This window comes from Pseudomonas sp. B10(2017), from assembly GCF_002113295.1.
Lineage (GTDB): Bacteria > Pseudomonadota > Gammaproteobacteria > Pseudomonadales > Pseudomonadaceae > Aquipseudomonas > Aquipseudomonas pudica.
Genome location: NZ_NEJU01000005.1, coordinates 197764 through 222918 on the forward strand (window position 1 = coordinate 197764; position 25155 = coordinate 222918).

Annotated in this window: 33 protein-coding genes and 1 tRNA gene; 28 read left to right on the top strand and 6 right to left on the bottom strand. The window is 59.6% G+C overall.

All coding sequences use genetic code 11. The annotated features are described in order from the left end of the window. Nucleotides 1-46 precede the first annotated feature (46 nt). From CAF92_RS09110 to CAF92_RS09145, 9 genes are read left to right on the top strand one after another with little or no spacing between them, the layout of a single operon-like run. A complete protein-coding gene (locus tag CAF92_RS09110) occupies nt 47-403 on the top strand; it encodes a hypothetical protein (RefSeq protein ID WP_085600391.1) in 357 nt (118 codons plus the stop codon). Then, nucleotides 404-703: a head-tail connector protein gene (locus CAF92_RS09115; RefSeq protein WP_085600393.1), complete on the top strand. Its 300-nt coding sequence runs from the start codon at nt 404-406 to the stop codon at nt 701-703. Then, on the top strand, nt 703-1029 hold the full coding sequence (locus CAF92_RS09120; RefSeq protein WP_085600395.1) for a phage head closure protein: 327 nt from the start codon (nt 703-705) through the stop codon (nt 1027-1029). The genes CAF92_RS09115 and CAF92_RS09120 overlap by 1 nt, the downstream gene beginning before the upstream one ends. Nucleotides 1030-1037: 8 nt before the next feature. Next, entirely contained in the window at nt 1038-1208 is a 171-nt protein-coding gene (locus CAF92_RS27440; protein WP_178081772.1) for a hypothetical protein, read from the top strand. 3 nt (nt 1209-1211) lie between these two features. Further along, nucleotides 1212-1787, top strand: coding sequence for an HK97-gp10 family putative phage morphogenesis protein (locus tag CAF92_RS09125; RefSeq protein ID WP_085600397.1), 576 nt, complete (start codon nt 1212-1214; stop codon nt 1785-1787). Then, nucleotides 1780-2166 carry a DUF3168 domain-containing protein gene (locus tag CAF92_RS09130; protein ID WP_085600399.1) on the top strand — a complete coding sequence of 129 codons (387 nt, stop codon included), beginning with the start codon at nt 1780-1782 and terminating at the stop codon, nt 2164-2166. The genes CAF92_RS09125 and CAF92_RS09130 overlap by 8 nt, the downstream gene beginning before the upstream one ends. Before the next feature lie 55 nt (nt 2167-2221). Continuing rightward, nucleotides 2222-2722: a hypothetical protein gene (locus CAF92_RS09135; protein ID WP_085600401.1), complete on the top strand. Its 501-nt coding sequence runs from the start codon at nt 2222-2224 to the stop codon at nt 2720-2722. A 39-nt stretch (nt 2723-2761) separates the two neighbouring features. Continuing rightward, on the top strand, nt 2762-3091 hold the full coding sequence (locus CAF92_RS09140; RefSeq protein WP_085600403.1) for a hypothetical protein: 330 nt from the start codon (nt 2762-2764) through the stop codon (nt 3089-3091). Nucleotides 3092-3132: 41 nt separating this feature from the next. Next, nucleotides 3133-3342: a hypothetical protein gene (locus CAF92_RS09145; RefSeq protein ID WP_085600513.1), complete on the top strand. Its 210-nt coding sequence runs from the start codon at nt 3133-3135 to the stop codon at nt 3340-3342. Between the two features lie 77 nt (nt 3343-3419). Here CAF92_RS09145 and CAF92_RS09150 read toward each other — a convergent pair whose 3' ends face one another. Then, the gene (locus CAF92_RS09150; protein WP_085600405.1) at nt 3420-3659 is read right to left on the bottom strand and encodes a hypothetical protein; all 240 of its coding nucleotides are present in this window, start codon (nt 3657-3659) and stop codon (nt 3420-3422) included. A gap of 52 nt (nt 3660-3711) precedes the next feature. Between CAF92_RS09150 and CAF92_RS09155 the strand changes: the two genes are divergently transcribed. From CAF92_RS09155 to CAF92_RS09210, 11 genes are read left to right on the top strand one after another with little or no spacing between them, the layout of a single operon-like run. After that, nucleotides 3712-6966, top strand: coding sequence for a phage tail tape measure protein (locus CAF92_RS09155; protein ID WP_085600407.1), 3255 nt, complete (start codon nt 3712-3714; stop codon nt 6964-6966). 45 nt (nt 6967-7011) lie between these two features. After that, nucleotides 7012-7596 carry a hypothetical protein gene (locus CAF92_RS09160; protein WP_085600409.1) on the top strand — a complete coding sequence of 195 codons (585 nt, stop codon included), beginning with the start codon at nt 7012-7014 and terminating at the stop codon, nt 7594-7596. Next, nucleotides 7596-8201 carry a hypothetical protein gene (locus CAF92_RS09165; protein WP_015271414.1) on the top strand — a complete coding sequence of 202 codons (606 nt, stop codon included), beginning with the start codon at nt 7596-7598 and terminating at the stop codon, nt 8199-8201. Before CAF92_RS09160 ends, CAF92_RS09165 begins: the two co-directional genes overlap by 1 nt. Nucleotides 8202-8203: 2 nt before the next feature. Continuing rightward, a complete protein-coding gene (locus tag CAF92_RS09170; RefSeq protein ID WP_085600411.1) occupies nt 8204-8602 on the top strand; it encodes a hypothetical protein in 399 nt (132 codons plus the stop codon). Beyond that, a complete protein-coding gene (locus CAF92_RS27620; RefSeq protein ID WP_256573710.1) occupies nt 8599-13107 on the top strand; it encodes a DUF1983 domain-containing protein in 4509 nt (1502 codons plus the stop codon). Before CAF92_RS09170 ends, CAF92_RS27620 begins: the two co-directional genes overlap by 4 nt. After that, nucleotides 13107-14162: a hypothetical protein gene (locus CAF92_RS09185; protein WP_085600413.1), complete on the top strand. Its 1056-nt coding sequence runs from the start codon at nt 13107-13109 to the stop codon at nt 14160-14162. Before CAF92_RS27620 ends, CAF92_RS09185 begins: the two co-directional genes overlap by 1 nt. A 9-nt stretch (nt 14163-14171) precedes the next feature. Further along, entirely contained in the window at nt 14172-14693 is a 522-nt protein-coding gene (locus CAF92_RS09190) for a hypothetical protein (RefSeq protein ID WP_085600415.1), read from the top strand. Then, entirely contained in the window at nt 14693-15295 is a 603-nt protein-coding gene (locus CAF92_RS27625) for a tail fiber assembly protein (protein WP_256573711.1), read from the top strand. The genes CAF92_RS09190 and CAF92_RS27625 overlap by 1 nt, the downstream gene beginning before the upstream one ends. Nucleotides 15296-15355: 60 nt before the next feature. After that, nucleotides 15356-15574, top strand: coding sequence for a hypothetical protein (locus CAF92_RS09200; protein WP_085600417.1), 219 nt, complete (start codon nt 15356-15358; stop codon nt 15572-15574). Further along, a complete protein-coding gene (locus CAF92_RS09205) occupies nt 15571-16017 on the top strand; it encodes a structural protein P5 (RefSeq protein WP_085600419.1) in 447 nt (148 codons plus the stop codon). Before CAF92_RS09200 ends, CAF92_RS09205 begins: the two co-directional genes overlap by 4 nt. Continuing rightward, nucleotides 16014-16547, top strand: coding sequence for a DUF2514 family protein (locus CAF92_RS09210; protein WP_085600421.1), 534 nt, complete (start codon nt 16014-16016; stop codon nt 16545-16547). The genes CAF92_RS09205 and CAF92_RS09210 overlap by 4 nt, the downstream gene beginning before the upstream one ends. A gap of 135 nt (nt 16548-16682) precedes the next feature. On the opposite strand, the gene CAF92_RS09215 is transcribed toward CAF92_RS09210, so the two are convergent. The 3 genes from CAF92_RS09215 to CAF92_RS09225 form a co-directional block, all read right to left on the bottom strand. Next, complete coding sequence (locus CAF92_RS09215) at nt 16683-16979, bottom strand: DUF3892 domain-containing protein (RefSeq protein ID WP_158090597.1); 297 nt, start codon at nt 16977-16979, stop codon at nt 16683-16685. Nucleotides 16980-17447: 468 nt separating this feature from the next. Beyond that, nucleotides 17448-17900 (bottom strand): hypothetical protein, encoded by a 453-nt coding sequence (locus CAF92_RS09220; RefSeq protein WP_085600425.1) that lies wholly within the window; start codon nt 17898-17900, stop codon nt 17448-17450. A gap of 1 nt (nt 17901) precedes the next feature. Next, nucleotides 17902-18261, bottom strand: coding sequence for a hypothetical protein (locus tag CAF92_RS09225; protein ID WP_085600427.1), 360 nt, complete (start codon nt 18259-18261; stop codon nt 17902-17904). Between the two features lie 148 nt (nt 18262-18409). Between CAF92_RS09225 and CAF92_RS09230 the strand changes: the two genes are divergently transcribed. After that, on the top strand, nt 18410-18622 hold the full coding sequence (locus CAF92_RS09230; protein ID WP_143516087.1) for a hypothetical protein: 213 nt from the start codon (nt 18410-18412) through the stop codon (nt 18620-18622). Nucleotides 18623-18646: 24 nt separating this feature from the next. After that, nucleotides 18647-18853: a hypothetical protein gene (locus CAF92_RS09235; RefSeq protein WP_085600429.1), complete on the top strand. Its 207-nt coding sequence runs from the start codon at nt 18647-18649 to the stop codon at nt 18851-18853. On the opposite strand, the gene CAF92_RS09240 is transcribed toward CAF92_RS09235, so the two are convergent. Then, nucleotides 18816-19535, bottom strand: coding sequence for an SOS response-associated peptidase family protein (locus CAF92_RS09240; RefSeq protein WP_085600431.1), 720 nt, complete (start codon nt 19533-19535; stop codon nt 18816-18818). The genes CAF92_RS09235 and CAF92_RS09240 overlap by 38 nt on opposite strands. 102 nt (nt 19536-19637) lie before the next feature. Here CAF92_RS09240 and CAF92_RS09245 point away from each other — a divergent pair, with 102 nt between their 5' ends. From CAF92_RS09245 to CAF92_RS09265, 4 genes are all read left to right on the top strand, one after another. Further along, entirely contained in the window at nt 19638-20066 is a 429-nt protein-coding gene (locus CAF92_RS09245) for a LexA family transcriptional regulator (protein ID WP_085600433.1), read from the top strand. Beyond that, nucleotides 20056-21330 (top strand): Y-family DNA polymerase, encoded by a 1275-nt coding sequence (locus tag CAF92_RS09250; RefSeq protein ID WP_085600435.1) that lies wholly within the window; start codon nt 20056-20058, stop codon nt 21328-21330. The genes CAF92_RS09245 and CAF92_RS09250 overlap by 11 nt, the downstream gene beginning before the upstream one ends. Before the next feature lie 287 nt (nt 21331-21617). Continuing rightward, a complete protein-coding gene (locus tag CAF92_RS09260) occupies nt 21618-21941 on the top strand; it encodes a hypothetical protein (protein ID WP_256573712.1) in 324 nt (107 codons plus the stop codon). Next, complete coding sequence (locus tag CAF92_RS09265; protein WP_178081773.1) at nt 21938-22105, top strand: pyocin activator PrtN family protein; 168 nt, start codon at nt 21938-21940, stop codon at nt 22103-22105. Before CAF92_RS09260 ends, CAF92_RS09265 begins: the two co-directional genes overlap by 4 nt. Nucleotides 22106-22278: 173 nt before the next feature. Here the strand turns inward: CAF92_RS09265 and CAF92_RS09270 are convergent, their stop codons facing one another. Further along, nucleotides 22279-22497, bottom strand: coding sequence for an AlpA family transcriptional regulator (locus CAF92_RS09270; protein ID WP_085600439.1), 219 nt, complete (start codon nt 22495-22497; stop codon nt 22279-22281). A 945-nt stretch (nt 22498-23442) separates the two neighbouring features. On the opposite strand from CAF92_RS09270, the gene CAF92_RS09280 reads away from it, so the two are divergent. Beyond that, a tRNA-Val gene (locus tag CAF92_RS09280) sits at nt 23443-23519 on the top strand. 168 nt (nt 23520-23687) lie between these two features. Then, nucleotides 23688-25058, top strand: coding sequence for an oligosaccharide flippase family protein (locus tag CAF92_RS09285; RefSeq protein ID WP_085600442.1), 1371 nt, complete (start codon nt 23688-23690; stop codon nt 25056-25058). Nucleotides 25059-25155: the final 97 nt, after the last annotated feature.

Below are 25155 nucleotides of genomic sequence, written 5' to 3' on the forward strand. Positions count from 1 at the left end.
CACCGAAGGCCGGCATATCGCCGGCCTCTTCATTTCTGGAGGCAGCATGAAAATCAAGATTCTGTGGGGTTTTGTCGGCAATGGCGCGCTGTTGGGCGGCACCTCGAACAAGATCAAGGCTGGTGAAACCTTCGATGAGGCAGATGACGAGTACGCCTACACCTTGATCGGCAAGGGCCTGGCCGTGGAAGTCGATGCCAGCGGCAAGCCCCGGGTGACCAAACCGAAGGAAACCAAGCCTGCGGCGCCCAAGGAAGACAAGGCTGCTGCCGAGAAAGCTGCTGCTGAGAAAGCCGCAGCTGAAAAAGCGGAAGCTGAAAAGGAAGCCGCCGAAAAGGAAGCGGCCGAGAAAGCGGCTGCTGAGAAGGCTGCCGCAGAAAAAGCCGCAGCCGAGGCCAAGTAAATGCTCGAGCTGGCCACCGTGAAAATGCACCTGCGGGTCGACGGCAACGAGGAAGATGCCTTGATCGGCGGCTACGTTGCGGCGGCTAAGGCCCATGTCGAGCAGCACTGCGACCGCAAGCTGGTAGAGACCGACCCGGTTGAGCCTGAGGAAATGGGGTTGACCGGCGATGTCGAGCAGGCCGTCCTGCTGCTGGTCGGCCACTGGTACGCCAACCGCGAGGCCGTTGCTGTGGGCACCATCGCCACGGCCATGCCGCTCGCCGTCGAAAGACTGCTCTGGTACAGGAAGCGCTTCTGATGAAAGCCGGACCTATGCGCCACCGTTGTCGGATCTTCAAGCCCCACCGCGAGCAGAACCGCTCCGGCGGCGCCACTGAAACCTGGGTGCAGGTGGGTGAGGTTTGGGCTGAAATCACCACTCCGACCGGCAGGGTTTCGCCCGTCGCTGAGCAGTTGCAGGCGGTGATCAGCGCCGAGATCCGCGTCCGGCCGCGCTCGGACATCGTCGCTGGCTGGCGACTGACCGAGAAACGCACTGGCATGACTTACCGGGTCGAGGCACCGCTGCTCAACAACGAACGGGACATGCTGCGGCTGCTGTGCTCCAGCGTCCCCAACCCATGAGGTGAACCATGAAAATTCAAGCACTGGGGCCACTGACCGGCGCCTCTGGCGAGCGCGAGAAGGGTGAAATCTTCGATGTGGAGGAGGCGTACGGCAAGGGCCTGATCGTGCGCGGTTATGCCGTCGAAATCATCGAGAAGGCTGAAAAGCCAGCGAAAGCCGTTCAGGCCAAGGAGTAGGCCATGGCGCGCCGGTCCAGTATCCGCGGCGATATCCGGCTGCGCCGGACGCTGCGCAACATTCACCAGACGATGGACAACGAGCTGCAGCCGGCCATGGCCAAAGCGGCCGCACGCGTGCTGGCCACCCAGCAGCAGTTGATCCCGAAGGACACTGGCGCTGCGTCGGCGGCCCTGCGGGTGTACGTCGCCCCCAGCGGGCTGGATGCCCAGGTCGGAATCAGAGGCAAGCGGGATAACCGCCGATTCTTCTACCTGCGGTTCCTCGAATATGGCACCAAGGGCTATTCCGGCAGCATGTACCAGCGAGCAGACCGCAACGCGGTTGGCGGTGTGCATACCAACAACCGCGACAAGTCGAAGCTGAAAGGGCGCCGAAATGCGTTCCGTCAGCGCGACACCAAGAACAAGTCGGATGGGCAGCACTTCTTCGGTAAGTACCCGGACATACCCGCCAGGCCGGCTCACCCGTGGCTGCGGCCGTCACTGGACGTCAACCGCGAGTACGTCATGGCCGACCTTGAGGAAGCTGTCCGCCGCACGCTACGCAAGGCGAGCCAGGGGGTAGGGAATGGCTGATCCATCGCTGGCGCTGCAGGAGGCTATCTTCGCCAGGCTTCAAACCGAGGTCAGCTGCCCGATCTACGACGGTGCACCGCTGAATGCGGCGATGCCGTACGTGTCGATCGACCGGGAGGTCTCGGTCAACAGTAGCCCGATCTCTGGTCGAAAACGCGAAACGCGCCTGCTGTACCTGTCGGTCTGGTCCGATGCCGTGGGCCAGGCCGAGGTCAAGCGTATCAACGGCGAGGTTATCGCCGCCCTGGACGAGCGCCGGCTGCCGCTGGAGGTGGGCCGCGCCGTTTCCGTCCGGGTCGAGCAGGCCGATGCCCAGCGCGACGCCGACGGCATCACTTACCAGGGTTCGATCACCGTCCGCGTGATCACCACCCACTGAACCATCCACCGGCCGCGCCGCGGCTTTTATCCAATGTGCCTTTGGAGGAACCCTCATGGCCGACGACAACCTCAACACAGCCGCCGGCTGCCGCTTCTTTATCGGCGGCAAGACCGGCGCGGACACCGAAACCGAGTACAAGGCCGACACCTACGTCGAAGTTGGCGAAATCGAGGACCTTGGCGAGTTCGGTGACACCTTCAGCAGCGTGAACTTCACCTCGCTCAAGGATGGCCGGGTGCGCAAGTACAAGGGAACCGCAGATGCCGGCGACCTGACCGTCACCGTTGGCCTCGACAACGGCGATGCAGGCCAGAACGCGGTCAAGACTGCCCACAAGGACCGCAGCAAGGGCGATTACAACATCAAGATCACCCTCAACGACGGCGACCCGGATGCTACCCCGGTGATCAACCCGACTACGTTCTACTTCCGCGGGAAGGTGATGAACAACACCGTGGCGCCTGGCGCAGCCGACAACGTGGTTCGCCGCAACATCTCGATCGGCATCAACTCCGACATCCTCGAGCTGCTGCCGGCACCGGTCACCCCATAACACCCGGGGCTTCGGCCCCGGCAACACAGGACCTGATCCATGAACAATACGTTGCACGGTACCGTCACCGTGAAGCTGGGTGACGAGGAATTCACCCTGCAGCCCACCCTCAAGGCCGTTCGCGCAATCGAGAACCGCTTTGGAGGTCTGCGCGGCGCCTCTCAGACGATTAACGCCCTGAGCGTGGAGGGCTGCGCGATCATCCTAGCCGCCGGTGCAGGCCTGGAAGGCAAGGCTGCCGAAGATGTGACCGAGAAGGTCTGGCAGGCGGGCGTGCTCGAAGTATCAACGCAGCTCAACGCCTACATCGTCGCGCTCTATAACCCTCGCGGCGTCGACAAGGGAAAGGATCAAGCCGGGACGGCGTGAGCGCCGTTGAAGACGGAAGTTACGTCGACCGGCTGTTCTCGATCGCCACAGGCTGGTTGGGGTGGTCACCCGATACCGCTTGGCGTACCCCACTGCCCGAGCTGTTCATGGCGATGGATGCCAGGATTGAGTGGGTGCAGATGACAAATCCCTTTGGCTCCGGCAAGGCGGGGCAGCAGCAGGAGAAGCCGAAACCTACTACGGTGGCGGAGAAGCTGCGGCAGGCGCTAACGGGCAGAAGGGCTGCTTGAGTTGAGCACGGGAGTTATCCTATACCCCGATTTGATTTGGGGATGGATCCATGCAGCTACTTATCCTATTGGCGCTTCTAGTAATCATTGTCCTGATAGCTCCCTGGATGTTGGGGGTCATTGCGACTGTCGTAGTCGCCGGAGGAGCGGCTTTTTTTGTCTTCTGTCTCGGAGCTGCCCTCGTTCTTGGTATTGCAGCGCTTGTGCTGCGATATCTGGGCGATCCGGTAAAGCAACAAGAGCGCCTCGAAAAGAGAGCTAGGAAAGTTGCCGATGCCGCGAACCGAGCCAATAGAAGGCTCGATTGATACCCGCATTCATTGTTCTTGAGCCCGGCGATGCCGGGCTTTTTATTGCCTGGAGATCGGCATGGCAGATTCAGACATCCAGGGGATGCTGGTCCGTATTGAAGCGACCACTGCTCAGCTTCGCTCTGAAATCGCAAGAGCTGAGTCCACTGTTGCTCAAGGTGCCACGGCGATAGACCGCGGCCTTGCTCGAATTGACGAGAGCTTTGATCGAGCAGGGGAAAGCGCTCAGAGCGCCGGCGCCCTAATCAAGAATGCTCTAGCCGTGGCGGTGGGCGCTGCCTCGGTCCGTTCCATTATCGATGTTGCCGACTCCTACTCACAGATGTCGGATCGAATGGGGCTGGCGACCTCCAGCGTCAATGAATACAACCTGGTGCAGGACAGGTTGCTAGACACAGCCAAACGCACTTATCGCCCCCTGAGTGAAGCCCAGGAACTGTACATCCGGACGGCAGACAGCCTGAAGTCCATGGGGTACAACACCAGCGAAGCGCTGGATGTGATGGACAGTTTCAGCTTCCTGCTTGTTACCAACTCTGCCAGTACTGACAAAGCAGCCTCTGCCATTGATGCATATTCCAAAGCGCTGCAGACCGGTAAGGTCGAGGCCGATGGTTGGCAGTCGATTTTGGCGGCAATGCCAACCATCGTAGACACCCTAGCAAAAGCGACCGGTAAGAGCGCTGAGCAAATCCGCTCTCTCGGGGCAGACGGCAAGCTCAGTCTAGATATCCTCACCGAAGGCTTGCAGAAGTCGGCCCAGGCAAACGGTGAGCTGGCTGACAGCATGGGTGTAGCGGTACGTGATGCACTGCAGAATCTCAGCAACGCCTTCTCTGTTTATATAGGTCGCTTGAACGAGACCACTGATGGAACTGGGATTTTAGCTCAGGGTATCAGCGTCATCGGGGACAACTTCGAATCGCTGGCGAACATCGCTGGTGTTGTCGCTGTGGGTGCACTTGCGGGCTACGCTCGGAGCCTTGCCGGTAGTGCCGCAGCTTCACTTGCAGCGACCAAAAGTGCTATCTCGGACGCCATCGCACGGAAGGCCCAGGCGACTGCTGTTTTGCTTGCCGCGCAGGCTGAGCAGCAGAAGGCTCAAACAGCAGTCTTTCTGGCCGAAAAAGAGGCCGTTGCTGCGCGTGGGACTGCTGTACAGACCCAGATGTCGCTGCAACTCGCTGAGGCGAGGATGCTTGAAACGCGAGCAACGAACGCAGTTGCGGCGGCCCAAGCAACTGTAAGTCGCGCCTCTCTGGGGGTCATGGGGGTTCTTGGAGGGCCCGCTGGTATAGCAGCCCTTGCAATCGGTGCCGCAACTGCCTTCCTCACTCTGCGTGACAACACCAGCGTCCTTGAGGAAAAGCTGGGCGATCTCAACGACCCAATTGACAAGCTGGTTGAGCGTTTCAACAAACTAAACCGTGCCACCCAGTCCGTTACCCTGCGCGAGCTGAAAGCTTCGATCGAGGATGCAGAGAGCGAGCTGACAACTGCCGCCGGATCGATTGCATTCGAGTTCCAGAGCAGCCTCACCAATGCAGGATTGGCGGGCGCGTCAGGGTTCATGGGCGGCATCGCGCCGCTGCCGGCCGAGTTCCAGGCGGCGATGGACATCGTGAAGAAAGCCTCGGCCGATCAGGCTGCCGGAATGGCTGTCGACTGGAAGGATGTCGCTGATCGTATCAGGGAGGTTCCAGGCGTCACCGCAGAAATGGCCGATGCCCTGGAGGAAAGCGGCGGTGCGGCGACTGAGAAAGCAGAAGTAATCAATCGTCTCAAGCAGGCCATGGCTGAGCTGACGGGTGAAACTGATGCGAATACGAAGGCTGAAAGGCAGAACGCAGCGGCTCGGGCAGCAACAGCCCAGGAAACCCAGAAGTATCTCGATCAGCAACTGAAGCAGCTGGCCTCGGCGCAGGACAAGACCAACACTGATGCCGCGAAGCGCTACATCGCAGAAAGGGTTGACCTAACTGAAAGCGAGAAGGCAGCAATCCTTTCGGTTGCAGCGGCCAGGGACGCACAGAAGAAAGCTGACGACGATGCCACCAAGGCACGCCGAAAGGGCGCATCCGAAGCCGAGCAGTCCGCCAAAAAACAGCTAAAGGACTTCGAGTCCACCGAGGAAGGCTACAAGCGGCAAATTCAGCTGATCAACACTACCGGCGATAAGCAGAAGGATGCCACCGAGGTCGCCAAGCTGTCGTTCGAACTGCAGGAGGGTAAGCTTGGCAACCTGTCGAAGGCCCAGCAAAAACACCTGCTGGAGCTGGCCGCCGAGCTCGATTCGCTCAACAAGATCAAGAAGGCCAACGAGGACGCCCTGAAACTCAGTGCGTTCAAGGCGGCTCAAGCCACCGGTACTCAGACTGCGGTCAATGGCTACGACCAGGACCTTGCCGGGATCGGTAGAGGTGACAAAGCGCGCGATCGCATGCGGGCAGACCTGGCGCTACGCCAGAAGTACGTGGAAGACCTCAACTCCCTGAACGAGCAGCGCAACACCGGGCAGATCAGCCCGGAGCTCTACCAGCAGGAAACGCAGGTCCTCGCCGACGAGCTCAACAAGCGTCTCGCGGCCCAGCAGAACTATTTCCAGCGGGTCGATGAGGCGCAGTCGAGCTGGTCGAACGGTGCCACAGCAGCCCTAGAAAACTATCTCGACAGCGCCGCCGATGTAGCCGGCCAGACGCAGGAGCTGTTCACCAATGCGTTCAGCAACCTCGAAGACGGCATCGTCCAGTTCATCAAGACCGGCAAGGCGTCGTTCAAGGACTTCGCGGACGCGATCATTGAGGACCTGATTCGCATCCAGGTGCGCCAGGCGGCCGCTGGCTTCCTCAGTTCGGCGTTCGGCTTCCTGGGCGGCGGTGGGGCGGCGCTGGGGCAGGGCACCATGACCGGATTCAGCGAAGGCTCGTTCGTCGCGAACGCAAAGGGCGGGGTCTACGATTCGCCAAGCTTGTCGGCCTATTCCGGCGGGGTGTACGACAGCCCGCAGATGTTCGCCTTCGCCAAGGGGGCGGGCATCTTCGCTGAGGCCGGGCCTGAAGCAATTCTGCCGCTTCACCGGGGACCGGATGGCTCCCTTGGCGTCATGGCCGCTGGCGCTGGCGGAGGTGGCGGAGAGTCCTCGATTACCTTTGGCGGCATCACCCAGCACATCCAGGTGTCAGGGCAGGCCAACGCTGCCACCCTGGCCGATGTTCGGCGTGCCGCCGAGCAGGGGGCGCGGGATGGCTACGAGCTCATGCTGCGTGACTTCAAGACCAACGGCGCCGGGCGGCAGATGCTGCAGCGGCGGTAACTATGCTCGGCCCGCTTCGGCGGGCTTTCTCTTTGGAGTGACCCAATGGCGGAGGAATGGCCCGAGGACCTGGAGCCCACTGAGGTCACCTGGGGTGTCGTCTACAACAACCGTGGCTTCAGTTCTTCGCTGTCAAATTCGCAGCAGATCGTGGCTCAGCCTGGCTCCTACTGGAAATGCACCATGAATTTCGGCGTTCTGTATGAGGAGGACGAACGCGAACTGACCTCGCTGCTGGGCCGCCTGCACGGGATGTTCGGCACGGTAAACATCCCGTACCTCACCCGAGTGCGGGTGGACAACATCGGCACGCCGACGGTGGCAGTCGCCAATGCCCAGGCCAGCGTCATGCAGCTGCAAGGCATGCTGCCCAGCCAGCCGGTATTCAGCCGCGGCGATCTCATCACCATCAGCGGGGAGATGTTCGAGGTGGTGGAGCACGCCTCCACCGACGCCGCTGGCAAAGCCGTGATTGCGGTGAACAAGCGCATCCGCAAGCTGATCCCGGTCGGCAGTGCGGTGGAGTACAAGAATCCCTACTGCGAGATGCGCCGCATGGATGACACCAACGAATGGACCACCCAGCCGGTGGTTTCGAACTCGACTCTGCAATTTCGGGAGGCATTCTGATGGCCACCGGTGTTTTTCCGTTCAGCCAGACAGTCGTCGACATCATCGCCAAGGGCAACTTCATGGCCGTTTACGCCTGCCAGCTGGATTTCCCCGATGGGATGGTCTTCGCGCATACCGGTACCGGCGATCTGGTGATCGGTGGCATCACCTATCAGGGCGTCGGCAGCTTCGGGGAGGTTGGCCAGTCGCAGGAGAGCAGCAACTCGGGTTCGCCCATGTCGGTGGACCTGACGCTCAACGGCCTGGACGCCCAGATCATCACTGAAACCTCGCTGAAGGGGTGCCGGGGGCGCAACGGCAAGCTGATGTTCGTGGTGTTCGACCAGGACGGTAGCTATGCCGCCGATATCCTGTTCAGTGGGCGCATGGACGCCGCCAAGTTCTCCTACGCGGGCAACGGCGAGGAGGGCAACAGCATCACGGTCCCGCTCATCGATCGCATGGCCGAGTGGAACCGGACCGGTACCGAGCGCTGGACCGACGAGAATCACCGGGCTCGCCGGCAGGACGACCGCTTCTTCTTCGCCATCGCCCAAATCGCCGACTGGCCCATCTACTGGGGTGCCTCCAAGGACGCACCGAAGTTCACCTACGAGACATAGCCATGCGAAAGCGCGATTGGACGACACAGCTTGCCAACACGATCAAGGCCGCCACCGAGCGGCCTTTTTCATGGGGCGAATTTGACTGCTGCCTGTTTGCAGCCGACTGCGCCCAGGCGGTGTGCGGTGTCGATCCTGCCGAAGCCTACCGGGGCCGCTATTCATCTGAGGCCGGAGCCAAGCGCCTGCTGAAGAAACTGCACGGCTCGCTGGAGGCCGCCTGGGATGCCTGCTTTGTCCGCATCCAGCCAGGCCTGCTGCAGCGGGGCGACATCGCCCTGTACGACGGTCCCAACGGGCGAGGCGTGGCGGTGTTCTGGGCGGATGAGTTCTGGTCGGTGTCCCCCGATGGGGTCGGGCGTATCGAGTGTGAACCGTTGACGGTGTGGAGAGTTGAATGAGTTCAGCAGTCAAGAAGGTTGCCCAGGTCGCTATCGGCGCGGCCATCGGCTTCATCCAGGGCGGGCCTTGGGGCGCGCTGGCGGGCGCAGCGATGGCGTTCTACGTTGCATCGCAGCAGGACAAGCTCGATACCGGCTCACTGCGCACCAGTGAGCCTTCCAGCCAGACCCTGCGTTCGTCCAAGGCGGCTGCTCGGTACGTGCTGGGCCGGGTGAGCACTGGTGGCGTTCTAGCTTGGGGGCAGGAGCAGCCCGGTGACCAGACTGACGGCGAATGGTTGCACATGGTCTACGTGCTGTCGGAGGGGGAGATCGATGGCTTGGAAGACATCTTCCTGGGGGAGGAGGTCGTTCAGGCTTACGGCGAGCACGCCTCCTATGAACTGGTCACCAACCCGACTCAGGTGAATGCCTTCCTCAAAGCCAACAGCCCGGACTGGCGCGACACCCAGATTGGCCGAGGCCTGTCTTTCGTCCGGCTGTCGTTCAAGTACAGCGCCGAGAAGTATCCCTCCGGCATTCCGGATGTGCGCTTCGTACTTCGCGGGCGCCGGGATATCTACGATCCTCGGACCGGGACCGCCGGTTACAGCGAAAACACCGCACTTCACATCCTCTGGTTCCTGCGCAACCGGTGCGGCGTGCCGGATGATGAGATCGTGTTCGCGAGTTTCGCCAACAGTGCCAGCGTGTGCGATGAGATGCTGGCCAACGCAGACGGCAGCACCTCGGCGCGATACCGCTCCGGCTGTGTCATCGGCGCCGACGAGTCGCGCACCCAGGTGATGCAGAAGCTGGAGGCGGCATGCGGTGGCAAGCTGATCCGTGTCGGCGGTCGCTGGATGCTGCAGGTCGGGGCCTACTACGGCCCGTACGACTTCGAGATCACTGAGGACATGGTGATCGGCACCGTCACCGGCAGCACCGAGCCGACCAACGACTCGGCGATCAATACCGTGCGCGGTACTTTCGTGGACCCGGCGCAGGCCTGGGCCGAGACGGACTATCCCGAGGTATCGGTGAGCGAGTGGGTGGTGGCCGACGGCGGTGAGGCAGCAGAAACACTGTCGTTCTCCTACGTCAGCAACCCATACCAGGCCCAGCGCCTGGCCAACATCGAACTGCGCCGCCGGCGTGCAGGCGGAACCTTGTCGATCCCCATGAACTTCATGGGCTACAACTGCCGCCCTGGCCGCTCGGTGAAGGTCAACCTTCCGTCCCTGAATATCGTGGGCGAGTTCATCGTCACCGACTGGTCGATGAGCGCCGACAGTGGCTGCAACGTCTCGGTTGCCCAGAACGAACCGGCAATTTTCGACGACGCTGTGGGCCAGCCGTACAATCCGATCGGCTTCATCAAACTGCCGGCTGGCGGTCTGGGTAGTCCCACCGGACTCGCCTGGTCGACCGAGGACAATGCCGAGTCGGTACAGGGTACGCTGTCCTGGGCGGCGCCCTACGGCGTGGTCACGGGCTACGCCATCACGATTCGCCAAGGCGCGGCCGCAGTGCAGGCCCAGCAGGTACCGGCTACGGCGCTCAAGCTGCCACTGTCGGGCCTGCCGTCTGGTAGTTACACCATGAGTGTGGCCGCTCTCGGTCCGCTGACCCGCTCTGGCGAGGCCAGTATCACCGTGAGCATCGACGGTCCGCCGATCCCGGAATCGTGCGTAGTGCAGGCGACCATCGACACCATCACGCTGATCCCGGGCAACGCGCTGCATGGCCTGAATGGCGGCACCTACGAGTACTTCTTCTCGACCAACCCACAGGCAACCGAGGGTGAATACCTGGGCCAAGGCCTGTCCCTGACCCACACCGGTCTGGCGTTTGCCACCAACTATGCCTATTTCGTTCGCTCGAAGAATGCCTACGGGGTGAGCGCCTTCCTGAAAGTGGTGGCCTCTACATCGACTGATGTCGAGAACATTCTCGATGCGCTGAAGGACAAGATCGAGGGTGGTCAGTTGGCGCCCGCGCTGAGGCAAGAGATCGAACTGATCTCGGGCCCGCCAACGCTGGACGGCTCTGTGGCACAGCGATTGGCAGCGGAAGCAACGGCACGCACCCAGGCGATCGACGCAGAGGCGGCGGCGCGTGCTCAAGGCCTGCTGGCCGAGGCCCAGGCGCGCGGCACTGCCATCACCAGCGAGGCGCAGACTCGCCAATCGGCCGATGCCGCCCTGGGTCAGCGCATTGATACTGTCACTGCCTCGGCGGGGGGGAACGCTGCTGCCATCCAGTCGGAGATTACCGCCCGCACCAATGCGGACACGGCTCTGGGGCAGCGGATCGACACTGTGGTGGCCAGCAGCGCGGCCAACTCGTCGGCAATCAGCAATGAGACCACGGCGCGAACCAACGCGGACGCGGCCCTGGCTGCTCAGGTTGCAACGATCCGGGCCGAGTCTGGCGGGTTCGATACTGCCCTGAACTACAGCTTCGCTTCGACCGTAGAAGGCTGGTCAGGCACCCGCTGCAGCCTGGCTGTGGAGAACGGGCGTTTGATCGTCACCAACACTGACATCAGCGCCTACCTCAACAGCCCGGTTGTGTCGATCAACGGGCGCGATCATGACCGCGTTCGCTGCAGGATCACTCGTCGAGCTGGTACCGGCTGGAACGGGCAGATCACTTACGCGACAGCAAACCACGCCTCGAGCACGTCGTACCGCAAAGTAATACCGGACCCGGGCCTGGCGGTCGGCCAGAGCATGGTGCTGGAGTGGAATATGTCGCAGCTGACTGCCGGCGGCTCCGACTGGTCGGACAGCACGATCACCAGGTTTTACCTGTGGCTCAGCTCGGTGGCGGGTGATGTGTTCGAGATCGACTGGATCGCCCTGGGCCAGATCGCACCCTCGGCGTCCGTGGCCTCGGTCGTGGATGAGCGTACCGCCCGGATCAGTGGTGATGAGGCGAATGCCTCGGCCATCCTGGGCCTGAGCAGCAGCTTGCAGACCACAAACGGTAATGTGACGGCTGCGCAGCAGGCTGCCCAGGCGGCATCCGACAAGGCCGGCGGCAAAGGGGAGGTGATCTACTGTAGCACCGAGCCGGCAACGGACAAGCGCCTGGCGCAGAACCTGTGGATCGATACCACGGGGGCGGCGAACACGCCGAAGCGCTGGACCGGATCCGCCTGGGTTGCGGTTACCGACAAGGTGGCCACCGATGCCGCGGCTGCTGCCGCTAGCGCGCTCGCTCAAGTTGCTTCCAAAGCTGACGCCTCTGTCCTGCAGGCGTTGCAAACCACCGTCACCAACCAAGGCAACACGCTGACCGCCCAAGGCACCTCGATCACTCAGATCAAGGCGTCCATCGGCCAGCAACCTGACAACCTGATCCTGCGTGGCAGTTTCGAGGATGGCCTGGTTGACCCTTGGAGCGGTGACGCCCGGATAACCAACATCTCGGCGCACCCCTCGGCCGGCAAGGGCGTATCGTTCTACACGAACAGCTTCTGTGGGATAGCGGCAAACATAGTGACTGCTGCCGGCGAACAGTTCGATCTGTCGGCCGATCTCTGGGCGAACTACATGACGGCCGGCCAAACAGCCCGGTTTCAAATGCAGTTCTACGACAAGGCCGGTACCAGCCTTGGTTACGTCAACGCCTTCTCGGTGGCAGCTGCGGCGACAGGATTCAAGTCCTACTCGGGGCGCATCACTGCGCCGGCAGGCGCCGTATCGGCACGGTTTTTAACCCGTACGGAGCCGGCGGACGGCACTGGTCGATCGCTGTGGTGCAACATCGTGGCAAGGCGCGTTTCCTCGGCTGAGGTTGCAACGGCTCAGGCTGTATCGAACGTTGAAGCTACGGTTACCCAGCAAGGAACGGCGATCACCGCGCAGGCTTCGCGCCTGGATGGGCTGTATGTCCAGGTGAACCCAGAAATGGAGGGCGACAGCTCCGGCATGGCCGGCTCTACGGGCAGCCTGGTGGGCGTCTGGACCGAGCAATCGGCCCGGATCGAGGACGGCATCGCCATGGGACGGCAGGTCGAAACGGTCCAAGCGCAGATGGGACAGACCAATGCGTCGGTCCAACAGGTCAGCGAGGTCATGGCTGACATCAATGGCAGGGTGTCGGCTCAAACCACGCTGAAGGTCGAGACAAACCAGGGCGGCCGTAAGGTCGTCTCGGGCATCGCAATCGGCAGCAATGGGGAGGAGGGCGAGATCCTGCTGATGGCCCAGCGCCTGGCGATCATCGACAACCTGAATGGCCAGACGATCCTGCCGTTCGTGGTCGAAGGCGGACAGGTGTTCATCAACCAGGCGGTGATCAATACCGCGTTCATCCAGCAAATTGTGGCCGGTATGACCATTCGATCTGCTGCGCTGAACGCCCAGGGCCTACCGCTGCTGGAGATCAACTTCGCAGCGGGCACATTCACGCTGCGAGGCCAGGATGCCAACGGCTCGACATTGCTCAACAACGGAGGCCTTTATGTGTATGACGCCAATGGCACCGAGCGTACGGCAGTGGGGAGGCTTACCTGATGGCTGATCTGTACGGGCTTCGGACGCGGGATGCGGTCGGAGCCATTACCTTGGATACGACTGTCACTTCGGTGCGGTCGCTGAAAATGATGCAGGTCGCCGGCAATGGAGGGTTCGACCAGTACATCTCGATACCCGAAATCCAGGCCGCGTCTTTCGTGGTAGTTGATGCGCTGTATAACGGGTCAGATCTCACTTACACCCCGCCGGCATGGGCTAGTCCGGGTCAGCTGCAGCTACGGCAGCCCGGTACTCTGACTTGGCAGGTAATGATCTTGTCGCAGGGCGGTGAGCCGTTCGCCGCCCCGGGCAGTTATGGTATCCGGGCTTCCAATAACAACATCCGCACCCAGATTGACTCAGTCAACCAGGTGTTAACGGTTCGCTACAGCGGAGGCTTGAACATCGGCTTTCAGGGGCCGGGAAGTGCGAACCAGATCCAATATGGGAACGTGACCTTTCCGCAGCCGATTACCACCTATGAGCGGCCGCTGATCTTCCTGAATGCCGAAAATTACATGATGGTTGGCAACTTCTTTGTGACGGGGACGCCGGGCAATTGGACTGGCTTCCGCATCAAGGCATACAACCACCAGGGGGCGCATGGCGACACTGCGCTTTATCCGATGATGATCAAGTGGTTCTGTGCGAGCTACATGACGCCAAACACCGCAGTCGATATATACGGCGCCTCTGTTCGTGATGCCTCTGGTAATCGCACGTTCGTAACGACAGCCAATCTTGCATTGCTGAACGGTCAGCCTGCGAACAATTCGTTCGTCAACGCTGGCGCACCCATTACCGGGACAAGCTACTACGCCTCGTCGGCCCAGATGGGTTGGACGGGAAGTTACAGCGACTATGTCCTGGCCAATGCGCTGTTCTCCTGCACCAATGTTGTTCAAACCACTCAACCTATTCGGGCTAATTACGGCGGGTTCCTTCCTGGTAGGCGTGATGTGCTCCAAATGTATTGCGAGAACTTCGATGGCGTTAACCCGCTGAGCGTGAATGGTCGAACGCTATTCGCCTCTCGCCCAATGAAGCCTATTTAAGGAAGCGACATGGCAAAACAAGTAATCAACCTCGGCACGGCGCCAAACGGTGCCGGTGGAGACGACCGCCGAAGCGCGTGGTTGAAGGCGATCGCAAACTTCGATGAGCTCTACACCTTCATCGCAACTGCGTTCAACAGAGCCAACATCGTCGGTTCGGTGGGGCAAGCCTCAGGAGTGCCGACGGGTGCTGTGATGCAGCGGGGCAGCAATTCCAACGGTGAGTTCATCCGCTTCGCAGACGGAACGCAGATTTGCTGGGGCATGTACAGCATGGCCCACAATGGAGCGTCGCTCACGCCTACCGGCGTCACCATCACGTTCCCAGCAGCATTCACCGGGTTTGTCAGTACCGCGAATCCGAAAATCTCGACGCAGGTCACCTTGGCGTATCCAAATTCCAACAACAACCTCCAGATCAACCGGCTCAGTGGCTGCGCCACCAGCAATGCAGGGATGCTGATCGAGGGCGCCTGGACGCCTGGGCAAACTTGTTATATCGGCTGGACCGCAACCGGAAGGTGGTACTGATGAAAATTAAATTGTCGCCCGTGTTCTTCATGGGGCAGTCGCTGACCGTCTACAAGCATGGCGACAGCCTGACCATCAACGGTCTGACCCTGGACTTTTCCGCGCTGCCGGATGGCGCCACATTGCCGGCCAAAGCCACCGGTTGCCCTTGGGTGGTTGCGCCTGTCGAGCGCGTGGAGGGCCAGTTAGTGCTAGTGCTGCTGCTGCCCATTCCGATCGATGCCAGCCAGGAGGCGTGCTTTCCGCGTGACATTGTGGCGCCGGCTGACGGGATGATCGCGCTGCCGATTCCTGTCGCTGAGCAGCCGGCGCCGGCACAGGGGTTTGCCGCGATCGATTGGGGCCAGCTGGCGACTGCCGAGCATAAGGCCCAGGCGGCTAATGAGCAGCTGCGGGCGACCGCTGCCGCCGAGATTGCCCAGCGTCGGGCGGCTGCCGATGCGGTCATTGCGCCGCTGCAAGATGCTGTTGAGTTGGACGACGCGACCCCGGCCGAAGTCGATGCCCTGAAAGCCTGGAAGCGCTACCGCCTGACGCTCAGCCGGCTGCCCGAGCAGCCCGGCTACCCTACCACCATCGACTGGCCTGCACCACCCGCCTGACCCGCAGCAACACCCAACTGAACCGCCGCCCGGCGGTATTTTTTTGGCCGGAGAAAACCCATGCCGTTCATCGTCATCAACAGCAGTAACAACTTCGACCCCATTCACCAGAACGAATACGCCACGGAACAGGAAGCGGATGCCGCGGCCCGCAAACTGCTGGAGGAGCAGCCAGCTGCGATCGTCCGTACTGCCCAGGTGCTCAAGCGCTACTGGGCGCAGGTGACCGTGTCCGTGGAGGAAGCTGCAGGTCAACCAGTACAGGAGGTCACTGAATGACTACTCCCCGCGGTGTACGCAACAACAACCCCGGCAACATCGATTTCAACCCACGGAACGCCTGGCAGGGCCAGCTGGGCATAGAGGAGGGCGTGGCCAAGCCGCGCTTCGCCAGGTTCGACCAGGCCGAGAACGGCATCCGCGCCCTCGGCAAGCTGGTTATCAACTACCGCGGCAAAGACGGCCTGCCTGGGGTGGGCGAGAAGGGAATAGATACCGTGCTGGAAACCATCAGCCGCTGGGCGCCGAGCAGCGAGAACGACACCCAGGCTTACGCTGCAGCAGTGGCCAAGCGCATCGGTGTGCGACCCACCGACCCGATCAACATCAAGGATCCGGCCACGCTGCGCGGCATGGTGCTCGGCATTATCGTGCACGAGAACGGCGGCAACCCGTACCCGGATCAGGTGATTGACGAGGGTGTACGGAGGGCGCTGACGTGATTCGGCTCGGTGCGGTACCTGCCTGGTGCTGGTGGCTGCTCGCCTTGGTACTGGTCGCCGGCAGCCAGCAGTACCGAGTAGTGGTTGCTGACGGGGCTGCGGCTGATGCGCGCGCGGAAACTGCGCGGTCCGAGAAGGTCTTGGCCGACTACCGCCTGGAGGTGACCGAGCGCGATCGGCGCGCAGCCGCGCAAGCCAGAACCGAAGAACAGCGTCGTCAAGCCGCGGCGGACGAGGAGGGTGAAAGTGCACGCAAGAAACTGGAACTGGCCCAAGGCCGCGCCGCTGATGCTGAGTCTGCTGCTGACGGGCTGCGCGGCGAGATCGCCAGACTGCGGGACGGCCATCGAGCCACCTGCGACACCATCGCTGCCCAGCAGCGCAAGGCAGGAACCTCTGCCGTCGTGGTGCTCGGGGGGCTGCTTGAAGAAGCTGACCGAATGGCGGGAGACCTCGCGACAGCGCTTGAGCGAAGCCGAATAGCCGGCCTGGCCTGTGAGGCGGTGGTTGACCGCATCAATGCCCGCTAAAGCATACGAATGGAGCACTGATGTGAAGGTGCGGGCGCTGCTGGCAGAAGGCCGACAGCGGATTAGTCATGAGGACTGGTGGCGGCCGCCGTGGTGGTATGCCGCTGACTCCTTGTCCAGCGGCATACGCTCTAACTACGCGAAGGTTGGCAGATTTTCGAGATTGTCCCGCTTCCTACTATTGCGATCAGTGGTCAAAAATTCATTTTCAATGAGGTGCACGTCTGCACCAGTAGTCCAGTACTTTCCGTTCCAAATACGGGTTTGGAATCGAGCTTTGCCCAGGCGAATCAGATCCGCGACAAATGCACGATCTACCCTACGCTCCTCACCGATCTTGCTCTTTGATGGAATTTCTTCGCGCACGATCAACTCTTGGATGTGAGATTTATCAGCGCTGTACTTGACCTTCGTAATGCAGAAATCTGCCATGTTCATACCTTCCCTTCGAGCGTAATGCGTCAAGGCGTTGGATTTTTCCGCCAGTTGACACCTTCATATGGACTCAGGCGGTGCTCAGGAGCAGCAAGGCTCTCAAGGGGTGCCGCTTCCTGGAACCGCCTGAGGTTAGCGGTCGTAGTCGTGATCTACTTCGAAATGTAAATCTTAAAGGGCTTCCCTACCGCACGCTGAATGTGGCCGTTTTTCAGGCGACGACTCCAGCGAAGGATGAAGGTGCCCCGTTCGTCGGTATAGGACATAGCCTATCTCCTACTCTCGGATTGCCACTACTTACCAGTGGACAGCTGCGACGATCGAGGCTAGCATTCGCTCTTGCTGAGGGAGGCGCTTGCTAGCTTAACCGCGTCTGTGGAAAGCGAGTGGAGTACTTTCCAGACAGGTAAACCTGTCACCGTCTGGCTAGCCACCTAGTCCGTGGCTAGCCAGATTTTTTCTACATCATGCGCATTTTTCTTCGGGCTTCCACCCAGTGGAGCCTTCCTTAAAATACAACTCAGTATTTTTCTTCTCCAGGGCATTGATTTTATTAAGCAATTGTCCAACCTTACCCACTTGGTTCTGACTCTCTAGATACAGATTTCGAAGAGTAACGTCGGCGATTTTTTGAATCGGGTTCTCACCAGATTCCCATTTTTTGATGGTCTCTTCTGAGAAACTGATGATTCCGGCGAGATTTTTACGAGTTAGCTTGATCTCGTTTCGCAGGAATCTGAATTCATCGCCAGTGAGAAGGGTGTCTTTCTCCACCAAGGAGAGAGCGATAGCCTGATGCAGACCCTTCACGTCCTCGACCTGAAAGATCGCTGCACCGTCACTGGAGACGCCCTCGGTATAGCCATTTTCAAGCCATACGTTAGGGAGACCGCAAGCAACATAATGGAACAGGCCCATTTCATTTCACCTCAATTTGTGCAGACAAGACCTCAATCCACTTATCATCGTGGGCGAGGGAGAATTCAATTCGGACAAGCCCTTCATGCGAATGGTGCGACATAACTCCGCGAATTTCGTCGCCACAAACCGTCACACCACTCGGGCTGACCTTTCCTTCCTGGAGACAATCCCAGATTTCTGGCATTGACAGAATTCGTGCACTAGCAAGGTCATTCACGTCTTTCGAATAGGCAACCTTGTTCAAGCTAACGCTAAGATTGTTGATCCGAGCCGTCAGATTTCTGTGGTGGTTACCGATCAGTGCTACGTTGTTGGCTTGCCCTAGCATAGGTTCATCACCCGCTGTTTTTCTTAGCATAGGTATTTAATACCTGTTGCGCAACCTATTTTTGGTTGGATCTTGGCTTGGGTCATGATCGGTATTGATCAGGCAGGAAGGCAGAAGCCCGTAGACGCGTGAGGAAAAGTCGAAAAGGTCCGCTGACCATTAATGGAGAGGTATTTAAGTGGACAAGACCAATTTTATCGGGATAGTCGAGGCCGGCGAACCGCTGATCCAGCAGGCCATTGACGCCATGCGGGAGTACCACCAGGCCCAGGACCGTGGTGCGCCGCCTGAAGAGGTCGAGCGCTTACGCCTATTGGCGGATTCGCTATACCAAGCGGTTATCGATTACCAGTTAATCCAAGCAGGGCGGGCACCGGCTACCATTCAGTGATGGCCTCCTCAGGATGGAACCCCGATGAAGTGTAAGCCGCCGATCCTTTACCCTGACCATCCTATGTACACCGACGCCGTGGACGCCATGAAGCGTTATCACGAAGCCCAGGCTTCGGGTGAGCCGCTGGAAGAGGTTGAGCGTCTCCGGCTGATTGCCGAATCGCAGTTCCAGGCGGTAACCGACTACCAGCTCAGAGCTCTAGGTCGCCCTGGCGGTTCTGTTCACTGACCGGTTCAATCAGCTCATGGCCCTGGTTCCTAACATTCCCCACCGCCTTGCCAACTGGAAACCATCGGAAGTCCTTTGCCGGCCGGCATCCAACCTCGACAATTGCTTCTAAGCGTTCGCCTGATGTGGCTGGATCCAGCCATTCCCTCGCGGTTTGAGGCGAGAGCACAAGGGGCTTTCTGTCGTGGATGTCGACCAGGCCTTGATCAGCAGCGGCTGTGATGACGACAAATCCATCCCGCTCATTTGGCTCCGGGCCCTGGTGTACTTCCGCGAGCGCGGCAAAAAATAGCGGTCCGCCATCGGCGCTCCTGATGTAGTAGGGCTGCTTTCGCTTCGGGTCTGCAGGATCTGGAACCCATTCAAACCAGCCATTTGCCGGCGCCAAAGCTCTCCCGTTCGGCCACAGAGCCTTGAAGAATTTTCCCATCACCACCGTCTCGGCCCGAGCATTGATCGGGTCCGGGCGTTTCCCCTTCGCCCAGAAAGGCGACCATCCCCACTTGACCCTATCCACACTCAGCCCCTCGTCTACTCTGCGGATTACCTCGACCCGGGTCGAAGGCGCTACATTGAAGCGACTGATCGGTTCATGGTCGTAGCCGTTGATTACTACCAGGTCCAACGATAGCTGGCGCAGGTAGTGATCCATCGACTCGTAGATCGAGTATCGTCCGCACATATTTCCCCCTCTCGCCCGTCAGAATTTTCATCGCCCAGGATTGACCGAGCAGCCGATGCCGGATTTACTGTATATGCATACAGTTTTTTCGGGCCTTCCACCATGACCATTACTTTCCTGGGTACGCCAACCGGCGGTACCGAACCGCTTCCGCTGTATTCGTTTCGCGTGCCGGCCGGGTTCCCGTCGCCTGCTGCGGACCACCTGGAAGGCCATATTTCCCTTGATGAGTTATTCGACCTCCGCGCGCCCCATGTGTATCTAGTGAAAGTTGAAGGCGACAGCATGCAAGGGGCGGGGATCTACTCCGGTGACATCGTCATCGTCGATCGTGGTCGAGAGGCCGAACACGGCGATGTGGTCATTGCCGCGGTGAACAGCGAGCCAGTTTGCAAGCGCCTGCACCGGCGCGATGGCGTGGTCGTCCTGAAGTCCGAGAACCCGGCATATCCGCCGCGGTACATCATGGAAGGGGACGAGCTCGTGATATGGGGCGTTGTGCGTTACAGCGTTCGTGACCATGCGCAGTGACCAGGTGTTTGCACTGATCGACTGCAATTCGTTCTACGCGAGCTGCGAGCGTGTGTTTCGGCCCGACCTGGCCAAGACCCCGATCGTCGTGTTGAGCAACAACGACGGGTGCGTGATCGCCAGGTCGTACGACGCCAAGCCTTTCGTGAAAATGGGCGAGCCTTTCTTCCAGGCAAAGGACAAGCTACGCCGACACGGCATCATGGCCTTCAGCAGTAACTATGCGCTCTACGGCGACATGAGCGAGCGGGTTATGACGCTGATTGAGTCCATGGTGCCGGCAACTGAGGTCTACAGCATCGACGAGTGTTTCGCTGACCTCTCCGGCATTCAGGAAAACCTGACCCAGTTCGGGCGAAAGCTGCGCTCGAGGATCTTCCAGTGCACGGGGATTCCGGTGGGGGTCGGCATTGCTGGCACGAAGACGCTCGCGAAGCTGGCCAACCATACTGCTAAGCGCTTGCAGGCGCAGACAGGTGGCGTGGTCGACATCACCGATCCGTTCAAGCGCGATTGGGTGTTGCGCAATACCGAGGTGAAGGAGGTATGGGGCATCGGCCGGCGTATGACCGCTCACCTTGAGGCGATGGGCATCCGTACAGCCATGGACCTGGCCAAAGCTGACGCCTGGACACTCCGCCAGAAGTTCAGCGTTGTGGTTGAAAAGACGGCCCGAGAGCTCGCTGGCACGCCGTGTCTTGAGCTGGAAGAGGCCGAACCACCGAAGCAAGAGATCTGCTGCAGTCGGATGTTCGGAAAGCGGCTGACTGAGCTGGCGCCGATCAAGCAGGCCGTGGCCACTTACGTTGGTCGGGCTGTCGAGAAGCTGCGGGCTCAAGGGTCACTTTGCAAGCGTATGCGAATCAGCATTCGTACCGGGATGTTCAATCCGGAGGAGGCGCATCACGCCCAGGGTGCGTTGGTGGAGCTTCCATACCCAACCTGCGACACGCTGCTGATGACTCGACTGGCCACCGATGCGGTCGGGCGGATTTTCAGGCCCGGATTTCGCTACAGCAAGGCCGAGGTGTTGCTGATGGACCTGCGGCAACCAGGTGAGTTTTCAGAGGATTTGTTCGCGCTCAAGCAATCGGTGGCATGTGACCGGCTGATGCAGGTGATGGATGACATCAATGAGCGCTGGGGGAGGGGGACAATGCGGGCTGCCAGCGTGCCGGCGACGCCGGACTGGGGGATGAGGAGAGAGATGATGAGCCAATCCTATACAACGCGGATCGATCAACTGTGGACGGTCAAATGTTGAGCCTGCCGACGGCCTGGCTGGCCGAACTCAATGATCAGCACGCTCTGATAGCAGATCCTGATGGCCGGGCCACGGTGCTTGCGGAATTGGCGGTATCTGCCCACCAGCGGTGTGACGTTGACGCAGACCAGTTGGCTGACATGCTGGAGTTCGCCGAGTCGGCGAGATTGTGGGCGCATTACGAGCATGAGCACACATCAGGTGGACGATCTGACTAGTTGCTCTTCCTAGAATCGCTCGACTCCGATCAAATTGGGGCTTGAGCCCCTACACAGGCAGGAATGGCGATGACCAAGGAAAATCAGATCCTCCCGCGTATCCTGAGATACCGAGCAGCTCCTAGTTACCTAGGCATGTGTAAGGACGAATTCAACAAGACGGTACGACCTTACGTCAGAGAGTTCCGTATCGGAGTTCAAGGCGTCGGCTTTGATCGCTACGAGCTCGACGATTGGGTTGATGCCTACGTGGACAAGCATTCGATTGGGAACAAGCCAAGGTTCGTAGCGGAATCGTCTGCACGCCAGGCGGATAAATTGTCAACTTATCAAGGGCTCACTTTTAAAGAGACTCTGGAGCTTGTCGCACCCAAAAAAAGGAAGAAGGTATGAAAACTGCATCCATCCATATGGCTCAGTACGATGGCCTTGCCGTCATACCACTGGGGCGTGTGTGCGCTGACTATTTTCCGCACGTCATCCCGACAAAAATGAAGATCAAGATTGCTCGCGGCGAAATTCGCTTGCCGCTTATTGCCATGGAGCGCAGTCAGTAGTCAGCTCGTGGCGTGCACGTGACTGCCCTTGCCGAGTACATTGATGCCCGCCGGGCAGAAGCCCTAAAAGGGATGTAATGAGTGTCGCTGCGAGGCCTTTTACATTCGTGCAGCGAAGCAGGGCCACGGTCGTGATGATTCTCGCAGCGACCAGCACCATCATATCTCTGGTTTTACAGGCTGCTCTTGTCTGCCGACGAACCGCTCTCCACGACGGATGACATCCATTCCGAGATAGCCGACTGGAGCCAGGCAACCGAATTGGGACCCAGTCGGATCTGCCGTGGAAACGTGCCCTCACGCATTCGTCGGTAAATGGTGTTCCTTGCGAGCCCCGTCACGGATATCACATCCTTAATTCGAATGAAGCGATCACTCGCAGCTGAAATCATACTGACCTCCTAACCCGGGGCTGCTACCTCACCCTAGTAAGCGTGGGCGGTGTTTTCCGCTTGCGCCCAGGCTTCGATTGCTTTCCGCCAGTTTGTTCCCACTCCTTGAGAAACTCCCGGACGGCCTCAAGCCTCCAGCAGATCCGATTCCCCTGTTTGAAAGATGGAGGTAGCCATGCTGCCTGGACCTGGATGGCACTCCTTATGGCGCATTCGGAACGACCGAATAGCTTGGCCAGTTCAGGGATATGGATGATTTCAGGATCCATAACCGGCACCTCACGGGCATGTCCACTGCTGTAGGAATCACGCCCAGTGTGGCGCGAGAGCCAGTTGGCGGCAATTGTTCGCACGGGATGTCCGACGAGAGTGTTGAGGCGGCGGCCGTCTTACTGCGAACGAAGGCCTGAAGCTGCAAGGGCTGTTGGCGGAGCGCCTGCAGCGGTTTCGGCGTATCGATTGGCCAAAGGTCGGCGTCCAGCACCTTCACGATGGCTCCATGGAACCTGCGCCACTAAATGGCGAGTCTCGGTTTTGTGGCGCGGACGACATGGAGCATATTTTTTACGCCGGGTCGATTTGCAAAACCCTACGCTAACTTGTTGATTGTTATAGGCTTTATTGGCTATTTTTTAGCGCATCAGCAATCCAGATATTTCTATGTAAATCAATGATTTACTTCGCATGTAGCATCCACCTTGACATGGTGGGGGTCGTTGGTTCGAGTCCAATTGTGCCTACCAAATCGAAGAAGGGGTGATCCGAAAGGGTCACCCCTTTTTTCATTGTGATTTTATGCAGCCAGGCGGCGGTGCGCAGCCCATCCGACCGGTGCCGTGCTCATGCTGCGCGGCTCCATGTGTACAAAACTCGAAAGTTTTTGATTTTTCTCAAAAAAACGCTTTACAGGTACGCAATCGATCACTAATATGCGCACCACACGACAGGCACATAGCTCAGTTGGTTAGAGCACCACCTTGACATGGTGGGGGTCGTTGGTTCGAGTCCAATTGTGCCTACCAAACAAAAGTCCCGGTTTCCGGGCATCAAAAGGGCGACCTCAAGGGGTCGCCCTTTTGTTTTTGTTGTGTCCAGCGGAGGGTGATTTCACGCGCTGCAGCCTGTTCGGATAGCCGCATAGCAAATTGCGACTATAGTGAGTCTCTAGCGATGGGTTCAGAGATGCGGCTATGCCTTCGATTGATGCGTCGCGTCCGTTGAGCCTGCGCAAACGGGCCATGTGGGCCAGTGGATTGAACCTTCTTGCTGTCGTTGCTTCCCAGGTCATGCGACTGGGCGGCAACCTGGTGATCACCCGCTTGCTAGTGCCGGAAATGTTCGGCGTGATGGCCATTGCGACCACTGTTTCAGTGTTGCTGCAACTGCTTTCCGATGTTGGGCTGCGGCCGAACGTCATTCAGAGCTCGCGCGGCGACGAGCCGCTGTTTCTCGATACCGTGTGGACTGTGCAAATCATCCGTGGGTTTGTGCTGTTCCTTCTGACCTTGCTATTGGCCCTGGGGGCAAGGTTCACGCAGTACATCGAACTGTGGCCGGCCCATTCCACCTACGCCGCTCCAGAGCTACCGATGGTGCTGGCTTTGTCTGGGTTCACCGCGATCATCTATGGCTTCCAGTCGCCCAAGGTCGATGTGGCCATCCGGGTCTTCCAGCAGAAGAAGGTGGTGATCGCCGAGCTGATTGCGCAGTTTGTCGGTTTGATAGTGATGCTCGTGGCAGGCTATCTCACCCGCTCCATCTGGTCATTGGTGGCGGCAGGCCTGCTGGGCACACTGGTTTTCACCCTGCTCAGTCACCTGCTCTTCCAAGGGCCGCGCAACCGCCTGCGATGGGACCCGGCGGCGCTGCGCGAGGTGTTCGATTACGGACGCTGGATCCTGTTGTCGTCCTCCGTAGGGGTTCTGGCGATGCAGGGTGACCGGATCTGGTTCGGCGGAAGCATGTCGGTCGCGGAGCTGGGGGTCTATTCCATCGCTGTCGCCATCCTCGGGGCCATTCAGTCTGTCCTGTTGCGCTTGGCGGGGGCGGTCGCCTTGCCGGCCTTCAGTGAGGCAACGAGAAGTGGTGACAAAGAGCGGGTGCGCAGCCTTTACTACCGCTCCAGGGTGCTGTTCGACCTGACCTCGCTGTTCGCTTGCGGTTTTTTGCTGACTGCCAGCCCGCTGATGATCAGTTGGCTGTACGACGACCGTTATGCCGGCGCTGGCAATACCATGGCCATTCTCTCGCTCTCTCTTTTCACCTTGCGCTTCACGCTGGCACACCAGCTCTGGTTGGCCCTGGGGCTGACCAAATACGTGGCAATGGACAACATCATCCGGGTCGTTTCGCTGTTTATCCTGCTGCCGGTCCTCATGGCCATCGGTGGCGTGAGCTATGCCGTCTGGGGTGTGGCTCTGCATACCTTCTTCACGCTTTTCCTGATTTTTCCTGTCAACCGCAAGCTGGGTCTGCTGGACCTGAAGCGCGAGGTTGCAGTGCTGCCTGCCCTGCTGATCGGCGTCTTTTTCGGTGAAATGATAACCAGCCTGTTTACCTGATTGGGCCGTGAAGGCGCCGCACGGTCAGGTATGCCGTTGTTATCTTTCGCCATATCCGCAAGTAGAAAAAATGGCGCCATAAAACATGCAGTCTCCA

What these genes read in the sequence shown, in the direction of transcription:
- CAF92_RS09155 (WP_085600407.1), top strand. Translation starts at nt 3,712, where the DNA reads ATGGCAGATTCAGACATCCAGGGGATGCTGGTCCGTATTGAAGCGACC.
- CAF92_RS09135 (WP_085600401.1), top strand. Translation starts at nt 2,222, where the DNA reads ATGGCCGACGACAACCTCAACACAGCCGCCGGCTGCCGCTTCTTTATC.
- CAF92_RS09285 (WP_085600442.1), top strand. Translation starts at nt 23,688, where the DNA reads ATGCCTTCGATTGATGCGTCGCGTCCGTTGAGCCTGCGCAAACGGGCC.
- CAF92_RS09190 (WP_085600415.1), top strand. Translation starts at nt 14,172, where the DNA reads ATGGCAAAACAAGTAATCAACCTCGGCACGGCGCCAAACGGTGCCGGT.
- CAF92_RS09160 (WP_085600409.1), top strand. Translation starts at nt 7,012, where the DNA reads ATGGCGGAGGAATGGCCCGAGGACCTGGAGCCCACTGAGGTCACCTGG.
- CAF92_RS09225 (WP_085600427.1), bottom strand. Translation starts at nt 18,261, where the DNA reads ATGCTAAGAAAAACAGCGGGTGATGAACCTATGCTAGGGCAAGCCAAC.
- CAF92_RS09250 (WP_085600435.1), top strand. Translation starts at nt 20,056, where the DNA reads ATGCGCAGTGACCAGGTGTTTGCACTGATCGACTGCAATTCGTTCTAC.
- CAF92_RS09240 (WP_085600431.1), bottom strand. Translation starts at nt 19,535, where the DNA reads ATGTGCGGACGATACTCGATCTACGAGTCGATGGATCACTACCTGCGC.
- CAF92_RS09200 (WP_085600417.1), top strand. Translation starts at nt 15,356, where the DNA reads ATGCCGTTCATCGTCATCAACAGCAGTAACAACTTCGACCCCATTCAC.
- CAF92_RS09205 (WP_085600419.1), top strand. Translation starts at nt 15,571, where the DNA reads ATGACTACTCCCCGCGGTGTACGCAACAACAACCCCGGCAACATCGAT.
- CAF92_RS09215 (WP_158090597.1), bottom strand. Translation starts at nt 16,979, where the DNA reads ATGGCAGATTTCTGCATTACGAAGGTCAAGTACAGCGCTGATAAATCT.
- CAF92_RS09150 (WP_085600405.1), bottom strand. Translation starts at nt 3,659, where the DNA reads ATGCGGGTATCAATCGAGCCTTCTATTGGCTCGGTTCGCGGCATCGGC.
- CAF92_RS09110 (WP_085600391.1), top strand. Translation starts at nt 47, where the DNA reads ATGAAAATCAAGATTCTGTGGGGTTTTGTCGGCAATGGCGCGCTGTTG.
- CAF92_RS09115 (WP_085600393.1), top strand. Translation starts at nt 404, where the DNA reads ATGCTCGAGCTGGCCACCGTGAAAATGCACCTGCGGGTCGACGGCAAC.
- CAF92_RS09165 (WP_015271414.1), top strand. Translation starts at nt 7,596, where the DNA reads ATGGCCACCGGTGTTTTTCCGTTCAGCCAGACAGTCGTCGACATCATC.
- CAF92_RS27620 (WP_256573710.1), top strand. Translation starts at nt 8,599, where the DNA reads ATGAGTTCAGCAGTCAAGAAGGTTGCCCAGGTCGCTATCGGCGCGGCC.
- CAF92_RS09265 (WP_178081773.1), top strand. Translation starts at nt 21,938, where the DNA reads ATGAAAACTGCATCCATCCATATGGCTCAGTACGATGGCCTTGCCGTC.
- CAF92_RS09125 (WP_085600397.1), top strand. Translation starts at nt 1,212, where the DNA reads ATGGCGCGCCGGTCCAGTATCCGCGGCGATATCCGGCTGCGCCGGACG.
- CAF92_RS09270 (WP_085600439.1), bottom strand. Translation starts at nt 22,497, where the DNA reads ATGATTTCAGCTGCGAGTGATCGCTTCATTCGAATTAAGGATGTGATA.
- CAF92_RS27625 (WP_256573711.1), top strand. Translation starts at nt 14,693, where the DNA reads ATGAAAATTAAATTGTCGCCCGTGTTCTTCATGGGGCAGTCGCTGACC.
- CAF92_RS09130 (WP_085600399.1), top strand. Translation starts at nt 1,780, where the DNA reads ATGGCTGATCCATCGCTGGCGCTGCAGGAGGCTATCTTCGCCAGGCTT.
- CAF92_RS09140 (WP_085600403.1), top strand. Translation starts at nt 2,762, where the DNA reads ATGAACAATACGTTGCACGGTACCGTCACCGTGAAGCTGGGTGACGAG.
- CAF92_RS09120 (WP_085600395.1), top strand. Translation starts at nt 703, where the DNA reads ATGAAAGCCGGACCTATGCGCCACCGTTGTCGGATCTTCAAGCCCCAC.
- CAF92_RS09245 (WP_085600433.1), top strand. Translation starts at nt 19,638, where the DNA reads ATGACCATTACTTTCCTGGGTACGCCAACCGGCGGTACCGAACCGCTT.
- CAF92_RS09235 (WP_085600429.1), top strand. Translation starts at nt 18,647, where the DNA reads ATGAAGTGTAAGCCGCCGATCCTTTACCCTGACCATCCTATGTACACC.
- CAF92_RS09170 (WP_085600411.1), top strand. Translation starts at nt 8,204, where the DNA reads ATGCGAAAGCGCGATTGGACGACACAGCTTGCCAACACGATCAAGGCC.
- CAF92_RS09220 (WP_085600425.1), bottom strand. Translation starts at nt 17,900, where the DNA reads ATGGGCCTGTTCCATTATGTTGCTTGCGGTCTCCCTAACGTATGGCTT.
- CAF92_RS09185 (WP_085600413.1), top strand. Translation starts at nt 13,107, where the DNA reads ATGGCTGATCTGTACGGGCTTCGGACGCGGGATGCGGTCGGAGCCATT.
- CAF92_RS27440 (WP_178081772.1), top strand. Translation starts at nt 1,038, where the DNA reads ATGAAAATTCAAGCACTGGGGCCACTGACCGGCGCCTCTGGCGAGCGC.
- CAF92_RS09260 (WP_256573712.1), top strand. Translation starts at nt 21,618, where the DNA reads ATGACCAAGGAAAATCAGATCCTCCCGCGTATCCTGAGATACCGAGCA.